Annotated in this window: 12 protein-coding genes and 1 pseudogene; 6 read left to right on the top strand and 7 right to left on the bottom strand. The window is 68.8% G+C overall.

The window, feature by feature from the left end:
- The first annotated feature begins 116 nt into the window (after positions 1-116).
- On the top strand, positions 117-746 hold the full coding sequence (locus tag ABH915_RS02640) for an FAD-binding protein (RefSeq protein WP_370124917.1): 630 nt from the start codon (positions 117-119) through the stop codon (positions 744-746).
- Positions 747-786: 40 nt separating this feature from the next.
- On the opposite strand, the gene ABH915_RS02635 is transcribed toward ABH915_RS02640, so the two are convergent.
- Complete coding sequence (locus ABH915_RS02635) at positions 787-1,380, bottom strand: copper resistance protein CopC (RefSeq protein WP_370117477.1); 594 nt, start codon at positions 1,378-1,380, stop codon at positions 787-789.
- A 121-nt stretch (positions 1,381-1,501) separates the two neighbouring features.
- On the opposite strand from ABH915_RS02635, the gene ABH915_RS02630 reads away from it, so the two are divergent.
- Together ABH915_RS02630 and hutG are read left to right on the top strand one after the other, a co-directional pair.
- Positions 1,502-2,944 (top strand): NCS2 family permease, encoded by a 1,443-nt coding sequence (locus ABH915_RS02630; protein ID WP_018774811.1) that lies wholly within the window; start codon positions 1,502-1,504, stop codon positions 2,942-2,944.
- A gap of 112 nt (positions 2,945-3,056) precedes the next feature.
- Entirely contained in the window at positions 3,057-4,016 is a 960-nt protein-coding gene (hutG, locus tag ABH915_RS02625; protein WP_370117474.1) for a formimidoylglutamase, read from the top strand.
- Between the two features lie 25 nt (positions 4,017-4,041).
- Here hutG and ABH915_RS02620 read toward each other — a convergent pair whose 3' ends face one another.
- The 5 genes and pseudogenes from ABH915_RS02620 to ABH915_RS02600 form a co-directional block, all read right to left on the bottom strand.
- Positions 4,042-5,346, bottom strand: a complete 1,305-nt coding sequence (locus tag ABH915_RS02620; protein WP_370117471.1) for a cation:proton antiporter — start codon at positions 5,344-5,346, stop codon at positions 4,042-4,044.
- A 112-nt stretch (positions 5,347-5,458) separates the two neighbouring features.
- Positions 5,459-5,696, bottom strand: a pseudogene (locus tag ABH915_RS02615) (hypothetical protein).
- 152 nt (positions 5,697-5,848) lie between these two features.
- Positions 5,849-7,441: a histidine ammonia-lyase gene (gene hutH / locus ABH915_RS02610; RefSeq protein ID WP_370117468.1), complete on the bottom strand. Its 1,593-nt coding sequence runs from the start codon at positions 7,439-7,441 to the stop codon at positions 5,849-5,851.
- A 95-nt stretch (positions 7,442-7,536) separates the two neighbouring features.
- Positions 7,537-9,234: a urocanate hydratase gene (gene hutU, locus ABH915_RS02605; RefSeq protein WP_370117465.1), complete on the bottom strand. Its 1,698-nt coding sequence runs from the start codon at positions 9,232-9,234 to the stop codon at positions 7,537-7,539.
- A 309-nt stretch (positions 9,235-9,543) separates the two neighbouring features.
- The gene (locus ABH915_RS02600) at positions 9,544-10,419 is read right to left on the bottom strand and encodes an IclR family transcriptional regulator (protein ID WP_370117462.1); all 876 of its coding nucleotides are present in this window, start codon (positions 10,417-10,419) and stop codon (positions 9,544-9,546) included.
- Between the two features lie 296 nt (positions 10,420-10,715).
- Between ABH915_RS02600 and ABH915_RS02595 the strand changes: the two genes are divergently transcribed.
- The gene (locus ABH915_RS02595) at positions 10,716-11,156 is read left to right on the top strand and encodes a protein-tyrosine phosphatase family protein (protein WP_370117459.1); all 441 of its coding nucleotides are present in this window, start codon (positions 10,716-10,718) and stop codon (positions 11,154-11,156) included.
- 61 nt (positions 11,157-11,217) lie between these two features.
- On the opposite strand, the gene ABH915_RS02590 is transcribed toward ABH915_RS02595, so the two are convergent.
- Positions 11,218-12,189, bottom strand: a complete 972-nt coding sequence (locus tag ABH915_RS02590; RefSeq protein ID WP_370117456.1) for an NAD(P)-dependent alcohol dehydrogenase — start codon at positions 12,187-12,189, stop codon at positions 11,218-11,220.
- A 266-nt stretch (positions 12,190-12,455) separates the two neighbouring features.
- On the opposite strand from ABH915_RS02590, the gene ABH915_RS02585 reads away from it, so the two are divergent.
- On the top strand, positions 12,456-13,952 hold the full coding sequence (locus ABH915_RS02585) for an amino acid permease (protein ID WP_370117453.1): 1,497 nt from the start codon (positions 12,456-12,458) through the stop codon (positions 13,950-13,952).
- A 58-nt stretch (positions 13,953-14,010) separates the two neighbouring features.
- Positions 14,011-14,646 carry a LysE family translocator gene (locus tag ABH915_RS02580; RefSeq protein ID WP_370117450.1) on the top strand — a complete coding sequence of 212 codons (636 nt, stop codon included), beginning with the start codon at positions 14,011-14,013 and terminating at the stop codon, positions 14,644-14,646.
- Positions 14,647-14,665 lie beyond the last annotated feature (19 nt).

Genomic DNA, 14,665 nt, shown 5'->3' with positions numbered 1-14,665 from the left:
CCGAGACTGGTATTCCAGAAAGCAGCCGCTGGGGCTGTGGGACCAGGACTGGGTTGGCGTCCGGGGTTTTCCCCGCGACTCGCACCATTTCAAGGAGGTACCCTGCAGTGTCGAGCATGCCTTTGTACGGCGGGATTGAGCGGACCACCGCCGTAGTCATCGGGACGGGGCTCTCCGGCCTGGCCGTGGCCAGCGAGCTCCAGCGCCGGGGTGTCTCGTCCATCATTGTGGACGGGCTCGACCTCCTGGGAGCCGGCCATCCGGCCAACACCTCATCGCTCCAGCGCTGCGACGCGGCGGACGCCGCCAGCCTGCGGGAGCGCAACGAAATCCTGCGTCACCTGCGCAACTACGCCGCAAGCCACAAGCTCGACGTGCGGAACAACATCCGGGCCCTGCAGCTGGACCTCCTCGAGGCCGGCACGGAAGGCTCAGCCACGGAGAAGTGGGCCGTCCGGACCCCGGACGGCGTCCTGCTGGCCGACCACCTTGTCCTGACCCGCTGCGCCCACAGCCAGCTGCGCCGCATGCTCTCGGAGCTTGGCATGGCGGCCGGGCAGAACCTCATGGCGGCGATGCATGCCCTCGGAATGTACCTCGTGGGCGTGGGCGAGCTCATTACCCCGACGCCCAAGGAAGTCCTGCGCCAGGCCAAAGTGGTGGGACAGGCGATCTCCGCCAAGGTCCACCCGAACGGGATCCCCGCCCTGCTGCCTGGCGGCTTTGCCCTGGCGGCCCCCGCCTAGGCGCACTTCGGTCGCGCTGTCAGGGGCGCGTTGGGTTGGTTCAGCCTTCGGTGTCGCTGCCCTCGTCCGGTGTGAGGCGGCGTTTGGCCATCAGGCCCAGGGCCACCAGGATGCCGACCCCGACGGCGACGAAGACCATGACGCTCCAGGGAAACTGCTGCGACCCGGCCGGCGCAGGGGCGGGCGCCGGTGTGGTGCCCGGCTGGGCGGTGCCCATCGTGGGGACGCCGGCGCCCGCCGTCGGGCCCGCTGCCGCCGCCGTCGCGGTGAAGGTGAAGCTGCCCTCGATCGGGTGGCCGTCGGAACTGGCCACCCGCCAGTTCACGGTGTACTGCCCCGCGGGGGCGCCGGACTTCAGCTTCTGCGCAGCGACGTTGTCCACGATCTTCACAGGGCCGTCCGCCCAGTTGGCGCCCGTGGAGTCGTTGACCAGGATCTGCGAGCCAAGGGCGAGCGGATTATGGTTGAACGTGACCGAGACCTGCTCCGGCGGTGCCGCGACGGTTGCTCCGGCGGCCGGGCTGGTGGACTCCGCGGTGTCGTGCGCCGACGCCGGGCTCACGGCTCCCAGCAGGACGGCCACGAGGACGACGGCGCCCAGCAGGGCACTGCGAAGCTGGCGGATACGGCGCATGGGCAGGCTACTCCTAGTGTTGGCTTCCTTACAGACTAGGCGAAAACGCAGGGTTGGCCGTTGGACGCCAAATAGGATTTAGGCAACACACATCACTCCCGGAGGACTAATGCAAGACCTAATGCTCAAGCAAGGCTCCGCACTCGACCGGTATTTCAAGATATCCGAGCGGGGGTCGAACGTCTCGCGCGAGATCCGCGGAGGGTTCGCCACGTTCTTCGCCATGAGCTACATCGTGGTGCTGAATCCCCTCATCCTCTCCGGGCCTGATTCCACGGGCGCAACGCTCGGCTTCCCCGCCGTCGCTGCCGTCACGGCCTTCGTGGCCGGCATCCTCACCATCCTCATGGGCGCGTGGGCCAAGCATCCCTTCGCCCTGGCCACCGGGCTCGGCGTCAACGCGTTCGTCGCCGTCACGGTGGCCACGAACCCCGGCCTGACCTGGCCGGACATGATGGGCCTGGTGGTGCTCTCGGGCATCACCATGCTGATCCTGGTCCTCACCGGCTTCCGGACGGCTGTGTTCAAGGCCGTTCCCGAGGGGCTGAAGACCGCGATCGTGGTGGGCATCGGCCTGTTCATCGCCCTGATCGGCCTCGTCAACGCGGGCTTCGTGCGCCGCATCCCGGATGTCGCCGGCACCACCGTGCCGGTCGGCCTGGGCTTCGACGGCAAACTCCTGGGCTGGCCCACGTTCGTGTTCGTCTTCGGCCTGGTCCTGACCATCGCGCTGGTGGTCCGCAAGGTCAAGGGCGCCATCCTGATCGGCATCGTCGCCTCGACCGTCCTGTCCGTGATCCTGGAATCCATCCTGCACATCGGGCCCAGCTTTGACGGCAAGAACCACAACCCGCAGGGCTGGTCCCTCGTGGCCCCGACGTTCTCCGAGTGGGCGGCCCCGGACCTGTCCCTGATCGGCAAGGCAAACCCCTTTGGCGCCTTTGAGCACCTCGGCTTCGTCGCGGCAACGCTGCTGGCGTTCGTGATCCTGCTCAGCATCTTCTTCGATGCCATGGGCACGATGGTGGGCCTGGCCACCGAGGCCGGCACCATCGACAAGGACGGCAACATCCCGAACGTCGACCGCGTGCTGCAGGTCGACGCCCTGGGCGCGATCATCGGCGGCGGCGCCTCCGTCTCCTCGAACCAGATCTACGTCGAATCCGGTGCCGGCATCGGCGAGGGCGCACGCACCGGCCTGGCATCCGTCGTCACCGGCCTGCTGTTCCTCGTGGCCATGTTCTTCACCCCGCTGATCAACCTCGTGCCGTTCGAGGCCGTGGCCCCCGCGCTCGTGATCGTCGGCTTCATGATGGTCTCCCAGGTGGGCAAAATCGACTGGCAGGACTGGGGCATCGCGATCCCGGCCTTCCTGACCTTCACCCTCATGCCGTTCACCTACTCGATCGCCAACGGCCTGGGCGCCGGCTTCATCAGCTTCGTGCTGATCCGGCTGTTCCAGGGCCGGGCCCGCGAGGTGCACCCGCTCATGTGGGCCGTGGCCGCCGCGTTCCTGCTCTTCTTCGCGATCGGCCCGATCGAGGCCGCCCTCGGGATCCACTAAGAACGCCCGCTCCCCCGGTCCCGCCGGCCGTTTAAGCCCAGTTTCCGGGATTCCGGACAGTCCGACGGCGGCGCCGCTGGTTTTCCGGCCCGGGCTGCGGTGAGCTAGGGACATGGTTTCTCCCGCGCTCCCCGTTGATGTCCCTCCCCAGCCCTGGACCGGACGGTTCGACGGCGACGGCGACGAGCACCGGCGCTGGTGGCAGGCGGTGACCCCCTACGCTCCCCGCACGGTTCCGGCAGGTTCCCCCGCTGCCCGCTCCGCCGTCATCCTCGGCTTCGGCAGCGACGCCGGAGTGCGGCGCAACAAGGGCCGGACCGGCGCCGCGGCCGCCCCCGCCGCCATCCGGGCCGCGCTCGGGCCGCTCGCGTTCCACCTGACGCGGGCCGTGCACGACGCCGGTGACGTCACCGTGGCCGGGGACGCGCTGGAGGCGGGGCAGGCACGTGCCGGGCTCGCGATCACCAGGCTGCTCGACGCCGGCCGGCTTCCCGTGGTGCTGGGCGGCGGTCACGAGACCGCCTTTGCCAGCTATCTCGGCGTGGCGGGGTCGGCGGCCGTGCGCGAGGGCCTGAGCGTCGGCGTGCTGAACCTCGACGCGCACTTCGACCTCCGCGATGAGCCGGTGCCCAGTTCCGGCACGCCGTTCCTCCAGATGGCCCGCGCGGAAGCCGCCGCCGGCCGCGAACTGCGCTACGCCGTCGTCGGGATCTCCGAGCCGAACAACACCCGTACGCTGTTCCGGACGGCAGAGGAGCTCGGCGTGGACTACCTGCTCGACGAGGACTGCTCGGCGGACGCCGCGCAGGCGTTTGTGGCGGCCTTCCTGGCCCAGGTGGACGCGGTGTACCTGACCATCGATCTGGACGTGCTGCCGGCCTCTGTGGCCCCCGGGGTGAGCGCGCCTGCGGCCTTTGGTGTGCCGCTGCCCGTGATCAGCGCCGTGTGCCGTCAGGTGGCCGCGAGCGGGAAGCTCCTGCATCTGGATATCGCCGAGCTGAACCCGGAGTTCGATATCGACGGCCGCACCGCCAAAGTGGCCGCCCGGCTGGTCAATACGCTGCTGGGATAGGTGGCGGTCAAGGCACGCTGCCGCCTCAGATTGGCGTTTTCGGCGCCTTACCTTCGTCGCCATGCTGCTGCGCAGCCTTCCGTTCGCGGAGCCGGTCCAGCCGGTTCATGACGGGAGCGGTTGTCGCCCCGTGCAGCACGATGGACATTCCCACCACCAGGCCGATGAAAGCCCACAATTCCTCGGCCTGGGCGTTGAAGTCGCCCTTGCTGAGCGCGTAGGCGAGATAGTAGAGCGAGCCGATGCCGCGGATGCCAAAAAAGGCAATGGCGATCCGTTCCCGCGGGCCGGTCTTACCCCGGGCCAGGCCAATCCAGCCGGCCAGCGGACGGACGAGCAGCAGGAACGCCAGCGCCACGAGGACCTCGGCCCAGCCAATGCCTGCCAGCAGGCCCCGCGCAATCGCGCCGCCCAGCAGCACCAGGATGATCACGGTCATGAGACGTTCGAGCTGCTCCACGTAGGAGTGCATGACGCGGTGAAACCCATGCGTGCGCTCAGCGGCCCGAATGGTCACGGCGCATACAAAGACGGCGATGAACCCGTAGCCTTCCAGCATTTCCGTCACCCCGTATGCGAGGAACGTCGCCGCCAGCGCCACGAAGCCCTCGGAGTGGTTGGAGAGCCGGACGCTGTCACGGGCGGAGAAGAACAGCCGGCTCAACGCTTTCCCTGCCAGCCAGCCGACGGCCAGCCCCATGCCGATCCGCCACAGGACATCGGTGAGGAACCAGGGCAGCAACCACTCGGACGGCGCGGAACCGAACAGGCTGATGGCGATGGCCAGGTAGACAAACGGGAAGGCCAGCCCGTCATTCAGCCCTGCCTCGGAGGTGAGCCCGAAACGGATCTCGTCTTCGCCGCGCTCGGTTTCTTGCTCGTCGTCGGCTGGCTCGCCCACCTGCACCTCGGAGGCCAGTACCGGGTCGGTCGGTGCGAGCGCGGCTGCGACCAGCAGCGCCGCTCCGAGCCCTAGCCCCAGCGCCCAGAGTCCCAGCAGTGTCAGGGCAACAATGCAGACCGGCATGGCGATCCCCAACATCCGCCAGGTGGTGGACCATTCGCGTCGTCCTACGGGACGGTCGAGTGCGAGGCCGGCGCCCATCAACGAGATGATGACGCAAACTTCCGTCAGGTGGGTGGTGAACTCCCCGTATTTCAGGGGGTCCGGGTCCGGCAGTCCGGGGATGAAGGAAAAGGCAAGCATGCCGGCCGCCAGGAAGACCATCGGCATGGACAGCGGCGCGTTGCGCAGCAGCTTGGGTAAGAGTGCGGCAGCAAAGACGGCAATGCCTGCCGCCGCAAAGACGATGCTGGGAGCCTCGAACATTGCTTATTCCTCCCGCCGGGGCCCCGATGTCCGGGGATGAAGAGGGGCGCCGTCCCTGCGGAACGGCGCCCCTCTCACCAAGATACTCGCGTGCGGCGTGAAAACGGTCAGCCTAGCTGCGGCGGACCTGCACGCCGTCGGACTGCAGGAAAAAGCTGCGTCTCGGACGGTCCGGCAGGGACCAGCCAGAGCACATTTCCGCTCACTGAGACTTCTTCGACCTCACCGGCCGCAATGACCTGTGCGTGCTTGACAATTTCGACTCGTTCGCCGACCCGGAGGCCGCTCCAGTCGGAAACCGTAGCTGCGGATGCAAGGCGCCTGGACAGTACCGTGCCGCGTGCTTTCATAGAACTTTTACCCCTTTGTATGTGTTCTTTGCCACAACTTCGTTGGTGTGGACTCTCCATTTGTACTACAGTTCCCGGGCCCCCGCCGTCCGTGTCGCCAAAGATTTCGGGGACGCCGGGAATTGTTCAGCCGCCGTGCATTTTGTTTCTTCTCAGGCGAGATTTCCGACGGCCGATTCGGCTGCCGCCCGGACCCTGCCCGACGCCACCAGGGCATCCGCCGCTTCGAGCTCCGGCGACAGGAACCTGTCGGTGCCCGGACCGTCGACGACGTCGCGCAGCGCGGCGATCACGGCCGCGCCCGCAGGTCCCGGCGTGAGTTCGCCGCCGGAGAGCTGGGTGCGGATGTCCAGTGCCCGGGCCGAGGTCACCAGTTCGATCGCCAGGACCCGGCGCAGGTTCTCCACCGCGCGGCGGAGCTTGCGGGCCGCGTGCCAGCCCATGGAGACGTGGTCCTCCTGCATCGCCGAGCTCGGGATCGAGTCCACCGAGGCCGGGACGGCCAGCCGCTTGTTGTCCGAAACCAGGCCGGCCTGCGTGTACTGGGCGATCATGAGGCCCGAGTCGACGCCGGGGTCCGAGGCCAGGAAGGCGGGCAGCCCGTGCGAACGGGCCGGGTCCAGCATCCGGTCGGTCCGGCGCTCGGCGATGGAGCTCAGGTCCGCGACGGCGATCGCGAGGAAGTCCAGCACGTAGGCCACCGGGGCGCCGTGGAAGTTGCCGTTGGAGCTGACCCGGCCGTCGGGCAGGACCACCGGGTTGTCGATCGCGGCGGCCAGTTCGCGGGAGGCGACCAGGGCGGCATGGTCCACGGTGTCGCGGACGGCGCCGGCCACCTGGGGGGCGCAGCGCAGCGAGTAGGCGTCCTGGACCTTGGTGTCGTTGATCCGGTGCGAGGCCACGATCGGGGAGTTGGACAGCACGCGGAGCATGTTGTCGGCGGCGGCGGCCTGGCCCGGGTGCGGGCGCAGCGCCGCGTGCAGCTCCGGCAGGAACACCTGGTCCGTGCCGAGCAGCGCCTCTACGCTGAGCGCGGCGGTGATGTCCGCCGTCGTGAGCAGCTGGCGGATGTCCGCGATGGCCATCAGCAGCATGCCGAGCATGCCCTCGGTGCCGTTGACGAGGGCCAGGCCCTCCTTTTCGGCCAGCGTGACGGGTTCGATGCCGTGCGCGGCGAGGAGCTCAGCCACCGGGCGGGCATCCTTGCTCCCATACAGCGTGCCGTCGGGGCCAGTCGCTTCGCCTTCGCCCATCAGGACCAGGGCGCAGTGGGACAGCGGCGCGAGGTCGCCCGAGCAGCCGAGCGAGCCGAATTCGCGGACCACCGGGGTGATGCCGGCGTTGAGCACGTCCACTATGGTCTGCAGCACCACCGGGCGGACGCCGGTGCGGCCGGAGGCCAGGGTCTTGGCGCGCAGGAACATGATGCCGCGGACCACTTCGCGTTCCACGGCCGGGCCCATGCCGGCGGCGTGGCTGCGGATCAGGGATTTCTGCAGCTGGGTTCTCAGCTCGTTGGGGATGTGCCGGTTGGCCAGCGCCCCGAAGCCGGTGGAGATCCCGTAGGCCGGGACCTCACTGTGGGCGAGGTCGTCGATGTGGGCGCGGACCTTGGCGACGGCGTCCAGGGCGTCCTGGGAAATGGTGACGTGGGCGTCATGGCGGGCGACGGCGACGACGTCTTCGGGGGTGACACCGCTGGAGCCGAGGGTGACGGTGAGCGGCGAGTGCGTGGTGGTGGTCATGGTGTTCCTTCAATCTCATCGACTGCTCCGTAGCTGCCCTTTTGGTGGCTCAAAACGGCAGTTACGGAGCAATCGATGTGGGGTTGGGACCTTGGTTAGCGGGTTTCTGACATGGGGATGCGGACGCCGCGTTCCTTGGCGACCTCGACGGCGCGGTCGTAGCCGGCGTCGGCGTGGCGGATGACGCCCATGCCGGGATCGTTGGTCAGGAGGCGCGCGAGCTTTTCCGCGGCGAGGTCGGTGCCGTCGGCGACGGAGACCTGGCCGGCGTGGATGGAGCGGCCGATGCCGACGCCGCCGCCGTGGTGGATGGAGACCCAGGTGGCGCCGGAGGCGGTGTTGAGCAGGGCGTTGAGCAGCGGCCAGTCGGCGATCGCGTCGGAGCCGTCGGCCATGGCCTCGGTCTCGCGGTATGGGGAGGCGACGGAGCCGGAGTCGAGGTGGTCGCGGCCGATCACGATGGGCGCCTTGACCTTGCCTTCCTTGACGAGCTGGTTGAACAGCAGGCCGGCCTTGGCGCGTTCACCGTAGCCGAGCCAGCAGATGCGGGCCGGCAGGCCTTCGAACTCGACGCGTTCCTGCGCGGCGTCGATCCAGCGGTGCAGGTGCTTGTTCTCGGGGAAGAGCTCTTTGATGGCGGCATCCGTGACCGCGATGTCCTCGGGGTCGCCGGAGAGGGCCACCCAGCGGAACGGGCCGAGGCCCTCGCAGAACAGCGGCCGGATGTAGGCCGGGACGAAGCCGGGGAATTCGAAGGCGCGGTTGTAGCCGCCCTTGCGGGCCTCGTCACGGATGGAGTTGCCGTAGTCGAAGACCTCGGCGCCGGCGTCCTGGAACTCGACCATGGCCTGGACGTGCTTGGCCATCGAGGCCTGGGCCTTCTTGGTGAAGCCTTCGGGATCCGCGGCGGCCTCGGTGTGCCATTCCTCGACCGTGATGCCCTCGGGCAGGTAGCTCAGGGGGTCGTGCGCGGAGGTCTGGTCCGTGACGATGTCGACGGTGAGTTCGCCGGCGTTGTGGCGGCGCAGGATCTCGGGGAAGACGGTGGCGGCGTTGCCGACGTAGCCCACGGACCAGCCGCGGCGTTCTTCCTTGGCCTTGAGGACCTTGGCGATCGCGGTGTCGAGGTCCGTTTCGACCTCGTCGAGGTAGCGCTTGCCGGCGCGGCGGCGCAGGCGGGTCTCGTCGACGTCGACAATCAGGCAGGCGCCGTCGTTCAGGGTGACGGCGAGCGGCTGGGCGCCGCCCATGCCGCCGCAGCCGCCGGTGAGGGTCAGGGTGCCGGCGAGCGTGCCGTTCTCGTCCCCGGTGAGCTTGCGGGCGATCGCGGCGAAGGTCTCGAAGGTGCCCTGCAGGATGCCCTGGGTGCCGATGTAGATCCAGGACCCGGCGGTCATCTGGCCGTACATCATCAGGCCCTCGGCCTCGAGCCGGCGGAACTCGGGCCAGTTCGCCCAGTCGCCGACGAGGTTGGAGTTGGCCAGCAGCACGCGCGGCGCCCATTCATTGGTGCGGAAGACGCCGACCGGCTTGCCGGACTGGACCAGCAGGGTCTCGTCCTTTTCCATGGTTTCCAGGGTGCGGGTGATGGCGTCGAACGCGGCCCACGACCGGACGGCGCGGCCGGTGCCGCCGTAGACCACCAGGTCATCGGGGCGCTCGGCGACCTCGGGGTCGAGGTTGTTCATGAGCATGCGCAGCGGGGCCTCCGTCTGCCAGCTCTTGGCGGTGAGCTCGGTGCCGCGGGCTGCTTTGACCGGGCGGGCACCGGTGGTGAAATCGGCGGGTGCCATGAGGGTCTCCTTTGTCGCTGGATATGTGGCCGGATGATGCCTGTTCGGACGGGTGTCCAGGTGTATCCGGAGGAATGAGGTTCTGTATCAACTAAAGCCCCTTCGCGGCCGCGGAAACAGACCCAGCGAAGGGGTGCTGTCCGGGATTCCAGACCCTTCCCCTCCCCCGTTGCCCTATCACTTCCGGTTGCCAAAAGGCCGGCAAAGTCAACTGGTCGGTGCAACGCGGGTGTTTAGGCTGCTGTTTGCAGCAGCTGGTTCAGCCGGTTGGCCGGGGTCTGCAGGTTGAGGGTGGGACGGGGCAACCGGTCAGGCGGGGCGGCCGTGGATCCGGACCGAGAGTTCGTCGGCGACCTTCTGGACCCGGGCGGCCAGGACCGGCCACTGGTCCGCGGGCAGCTTGTCCTCTAGGAAGGTCACGGCGACGGCGGCGGTGGGCCACCCCAGGTGGTCGGTCACGGCGGCAGCGATCGACCCGAATCCGGGTGTGACCTCGCCGTGTTCGGTGGCGTAGCCGCGCTGCCGGACCTGGTCCAGATGCGAGGACAGCGCGGAGTACTTCATGATGGGCGATTCGGTTTCATGCCGGGCCGTGAAGGCGGCAGCGTTCGGGTACAGCGCCCGCACCTGCGACTTCGGCAGCGCGGCGAGGATGGCCCGCCCGCTGGCGGTGAGATGGCTGGGCAGCCGGACGCCGACGTCGGTCACCAGGGACGGCCGGTTCTTGGCCCGCTCCTCCACGATGTAGAGCACGTCGCGGCCGTGCAGCACCGCCAGGTGCGCGCTTTCGCCGATCACGTCCACGAGCGAGGCGAGCATCGGCCGGCCCAGCCGGGACAGCGGCTCCTGCCGGGAATAGGCCGAGCTGAGTTCGAAGGCGCTGATGCCCAGGCCGTAGCGCTGCTCCTCGTGCAGGTGGAGCACGAAGCCGTTCGCCTCCATTACCCCGAGCAGGTGGTAGACGCTGGAGCGCGGCAGTCCCAGCGCGGTGGCAATGTTCGACGCCGCCATCGGCCCGCGCCGGGAGGCCAGCAGCTTGAGGATGCGCAGGGTGTTCTCGGCGGCCGGCACCTTCGACGCCGCCTTGGTGCCGGCGGTCCTGTGGACGGTTTTGGGCGCGGGCGCGTCAGGCGCTGCGGACAAAGTCACGGCGGCGCGGCTCACGGCGGTGTTGGTGGGTGGCATGGATCCTCTTCAGGGTCGGGCGGTGTCCGGTATCCCGTACTTAAGCATGCGCCCCGCGACGGTCAACCGACAGCCTCCCGCAGGAACGGCTGTCTGGAATGCCGGACAAGTTCGACAAGGCAGCGCCGGGCCTTCCCCCTGGCCCGGCCCGGCCCCCGGCGCGCCGATGAACATGGGCACCGGCTTCCCGGCGGGTCCCCGGCCACCGGCACCAGCCCGTCGCCGCCTGCAGCGGCGGACATCCGGTGGTTCCGTTTCACGGACAACGGGCGGCAGGACGGACTACGATCGGGTTCATGAAGCACACGTGGGAAGCTTCCGCGGAGGGCATCATGGCCCTGCCGTCCGGCCGGCTCATCCGTGGCCGCGGCCTGCACTACCCGCTTCCGGCCGGGCCGTTTCCCGAGTTCGGCGTGTACCTGCTGGGCAAGCAGCCGCCGCCCGTGGGGTGGGAGTCCCGCTGGGTGCCCTGGCCCGACCTTCGGCTGCCGATCGACCAGCCGGATGCCCTCGAGGCGTTCCGGGAGGTGTGGCGCCGGGCCGAGGCGGAACGGGTTGAAGTGGCCTGCTGGCGCGGCATCGGCAGGACCGGCACCGCGCTGGCCTGCATCGCGATCCTCGACGGAGTCCCGCCCGGCTTGGCGGTGTCCTACGTCCGCCGCCAATACCGGCGCCGGACTGTGGAAACCCCGTGGCAGCGGCAGTACGTCGCCCGCTTCCCGGCGGGGACACCGTAGGCGCCCGCGCCGCACCAAACGGCGCAGGCCAGGCCGCGACGGCGCACAAACGAAACCGGGCTCAAATGGTGACGACGGCCTTCCCTCGGAGTTGGCCTGCGCGCAGGTCACGGATGGCCGCAGGCGCGTCCGCCAGGGCATAGCTCTTGCCGATAACGGGGGTCACCGCGCCGGCCTCGATCAGCCCGGTCAGGAACCGGAGGTCCTCCGCCCGTTCTGCGGACATGACGCCCGTGAGCCGCTGGCCGACAAACACCGAGAGCAGCCCGGCGCCGAGCGAGCGTTCAAATCCGCCCGTCAGCCGTCCGCCGCCTTCGCCGCCGACGATCGCGAGCGTTCCCTTCGGCTTGAGCGCCCGCCGCAGGACGGTGAGCGGACGGTTGCCGGCGGTGTCCACAATGAGGTCGAATTGCCGGGATCCGTCCGCGAAATCGTCATGCTTGTAGTCGATGACGTGGTCCGCGCCGATCGAGCGGACCAGATCGGTTTTCGCGGTGCTGCACACCCCCGTCACCTGCGCCCCGAACGCCTTGGCGAGCTGCACCGCGTAGGTGCCGACACCGCCGGCCGCGCCGATGACGAGGACCTCCTGCCCGGCCTGGACCCTGCCGGCGTCCCGGAGCGCCTGCAGGGCCGTGACGGCCGAGATCGGGACGGCGGCGGCCTGCTCGAAGCTGAGGTTTTTCGGCTTCAGCGCGAGCCGGCCTTCCTTCGCGCACGCGTATTCGGCGAAGGATCCCTCGCAGGTGCCGTACACCTCATCCCCGGTCCGGAAGCCGACGACATTCCGGCCGACAGCCTCCACCAGGCCGGCCACGGCCCGCCCCCGGATGCGGGTCTTCGGCTTCCTGAGCCCGTAGCCAACCACACGGGTCAGGTACGGAAGGCCCGTCATGAGGTGCCAGACGCCCTGGTCGACGCCGGCGGCCCGGACCCGGATCAGCACGTCGTCGTCGCCGGGCACGGGGGCGTCGACGTCGCGCAGTGCCAGCACCTCAACGGAACCGTAAACATCCTGGACGATCGCTTTCATGGTGCGTCTCCTCTGGGTCAGCTCGCCATTGTGTAACCGCAGGCGCCGGACGACACCTCGAATGTGAGGAAATCCTGACATGTTGTCAAGCTCTTTCGCCGCTCCCCCGCCGGTCGGGGTTCGACGACGGCGGCGGCCGCCGCCCGGCGCGGGGCGCCGCACAGTCTGAAATCGAAGACACCAAGTTCCCGTGAAACTCATCACAGCAAGGCCGGACATGGTCTGCTGGATAGCGATCCCCCTCCCAATGACGAGAAGGTATTCGCATGCAACAAGCCCAAACCGCCACGAAACCGGCGCCCGCCGAAGCAGGCACCGGCAACGCCGTCACCGCCGTCGGCGCAGCAGTCGACTCCGTACTCAGCCGGGGACTCAACGTCCGCCACATCCGTTTCATGGCGCTGGGCTCGGCGATCGGCACGGGGCTGTTCTACGGCTCCGCCTCCGCCATCCAGAAGGCCGGACCGGCCGTCCTGCTGGCCTACATGATCGGCGGCGCCGCGGTCTTCATGGTGATGCGCGCCCTCGGCGAAATGGCGGTGCGGCATCCGGTGTCCGGTTCCTTCGGCCAGTACGCGAGCCGCTACCTGGGCCCGCTGGCAGGGTTCGTGACGGGCTGGACCTATGTCTTCGAGATGGCGATCGTGGCCATCGCGGACGTCACGGCGTTCAGCATCTACATGGGATTCTGGTTCCCCGGCGTGGAACGCTGGGTCTGGATCCTGGCCATCATCTTCTTCCTGGCGGCACTGAACCTGCTCAGCGTCAAGGTCTTCGGCGAGCTGGAATTCTGGTTCTCCCTGATCAAGGTTGCGGCCATCATCGCCATGATCGCGGGCGGGGCGGCGATCATCGTCTTCGGCTTCCAGGCCGGCGGCGCCACCGTGGCGCCAGGGCTCGGCAACCTCGTGGACCACGGTGGCCTGTTCCCCAACGGGTTCGAAGGGCTCCTCGCCTCCTTCGCCGTGGTGATGTTCGCGTTTGGCGGCGTCGAGACCCTCGGCATCACCGCCGGTGAAGCCGCCGATCCGAAAACGGTCATCCCCAAGGCCGTCAACACCGTCCCCGTCCGGGTCCTGCTGTTCTACGTGCTGACCCTCGGTGTGCTGATGAGCCTGTTCCCGTGGGACGAAATTGGCAGCAACGGCAGCCCCTTCGTGCAGATCTTCAGCGGCCTGGGGATCCCGGCCGCGCCGCACATCCTCAACGCCGTGGTGATCACGGCGGCGCTCTCGGCGGTCAACAGCGACATCTTCGGCGCCGGCCGGATCCTCTTCGGCCTGGCCCGGCAGGGCCACGCCCCGGCGAGCTTCGGCAAGGTTTCCCGTCACGGGGTGCCGTGGATGACCGTGGTGATGATGACCGGCATCCTGCTGGTGGGCGTGGTGCTGAACGCCGTGATCCCGGAGGACGTCTTCCTGCTGATCGCCTCGATCGCCACCTTCGCCACCGTGTGGGTCTGGGCCATGATCCTGGCCTCCCATGTCGCCATGAAACGCGAGATCGCCCGCAAGTCCCTGCCGGCGTCGGAGTTCCCCTCACCGTGGTGGCCCGCCGCCTCCATCCTGACCATCGCGTTCATGGCCCTGGTGATCGTGATTCTGGGCGCATTCGAGGACACTCGGGTGGCGCTGTACGTGGGCGCCGTTTGGCTCGGCCTCCTGGTGCTCGCCTACCGGCTCTGGGTCCGCGGCCACGGCCGGGCGCGGGCGGAGCTGGCCGACGAGACCGCCCAGCTCCCGCAGGTTCCGGCCGGGCGGTAATGGTCCCCGCCCCTGACAGGGCACTCCCGGGCGCGCCCTCACGGGGTTAAGATCAGGCATGGTTCCCGCCGCCAACCTCCTGGCTTTTGCCCTTGCCGCCCTCGTGCTCATCGCCGTCCCGGGGCCCAGCGTGCTGTTCGTGATCGGACGGACGTTGGCCCTGGGACGCAGGGGCGGGCTGCTGAGCGTCCTGGGCAACGCGGCCGGCGAGGTGGTGCAGATCGCCGCCGTGGCCCTGGGCGTCGGCGTGGTGCTGGCCCCGTCCCTGCTGCTGTTCAGTGTGGTGAAATTCGCCGGCGCCGCCTATCTGGTCTACCTCGGGATCCAGGCGATCCGGCACCGCGGCGGCGGGCCGGCGACGGCGTCGTCCTCGAACCCGACCTCGACTGCCCGGGTGCTCCGGGAAGGCTTCATCGTCGGCGCGACCAACCCCAAGTCGATTGTGTTCTTCGTGGCCGTGCTTCCCCAGTTCGTGGACTACTCGGCCGGCGCGATTCCCGTGCAGCTCGCCACCTTGGGGGCGGTCTTCCTGCTCATTGCCCTGGTCTCGGACAGCACGTGGTCCCTCGCGGCCGGGACGGCCCGGCACTGGTTTGCCCGCTCCCCCCGGCGGATCGCCGCTCTGAGCACCACCGGCGGCGTCATGATGATCGGACTCGGCGGCACCCTCGCGCTGGTGGGCAACAAGAACTAGCACACTGCTCCAGCAGTAC

It is taken from the genome of Arthrobacter sp. MW3 TE3886 (assembly GCF_041262145.1).
Lineage (GTDB): Bacteria > Actinomycetota > Actinomycetes > Actinomycetales > Micrococcaceae > Arthrobacter.
This window is presented reverse-complemented; position numbering and strand designations above follow the sequence as displayed.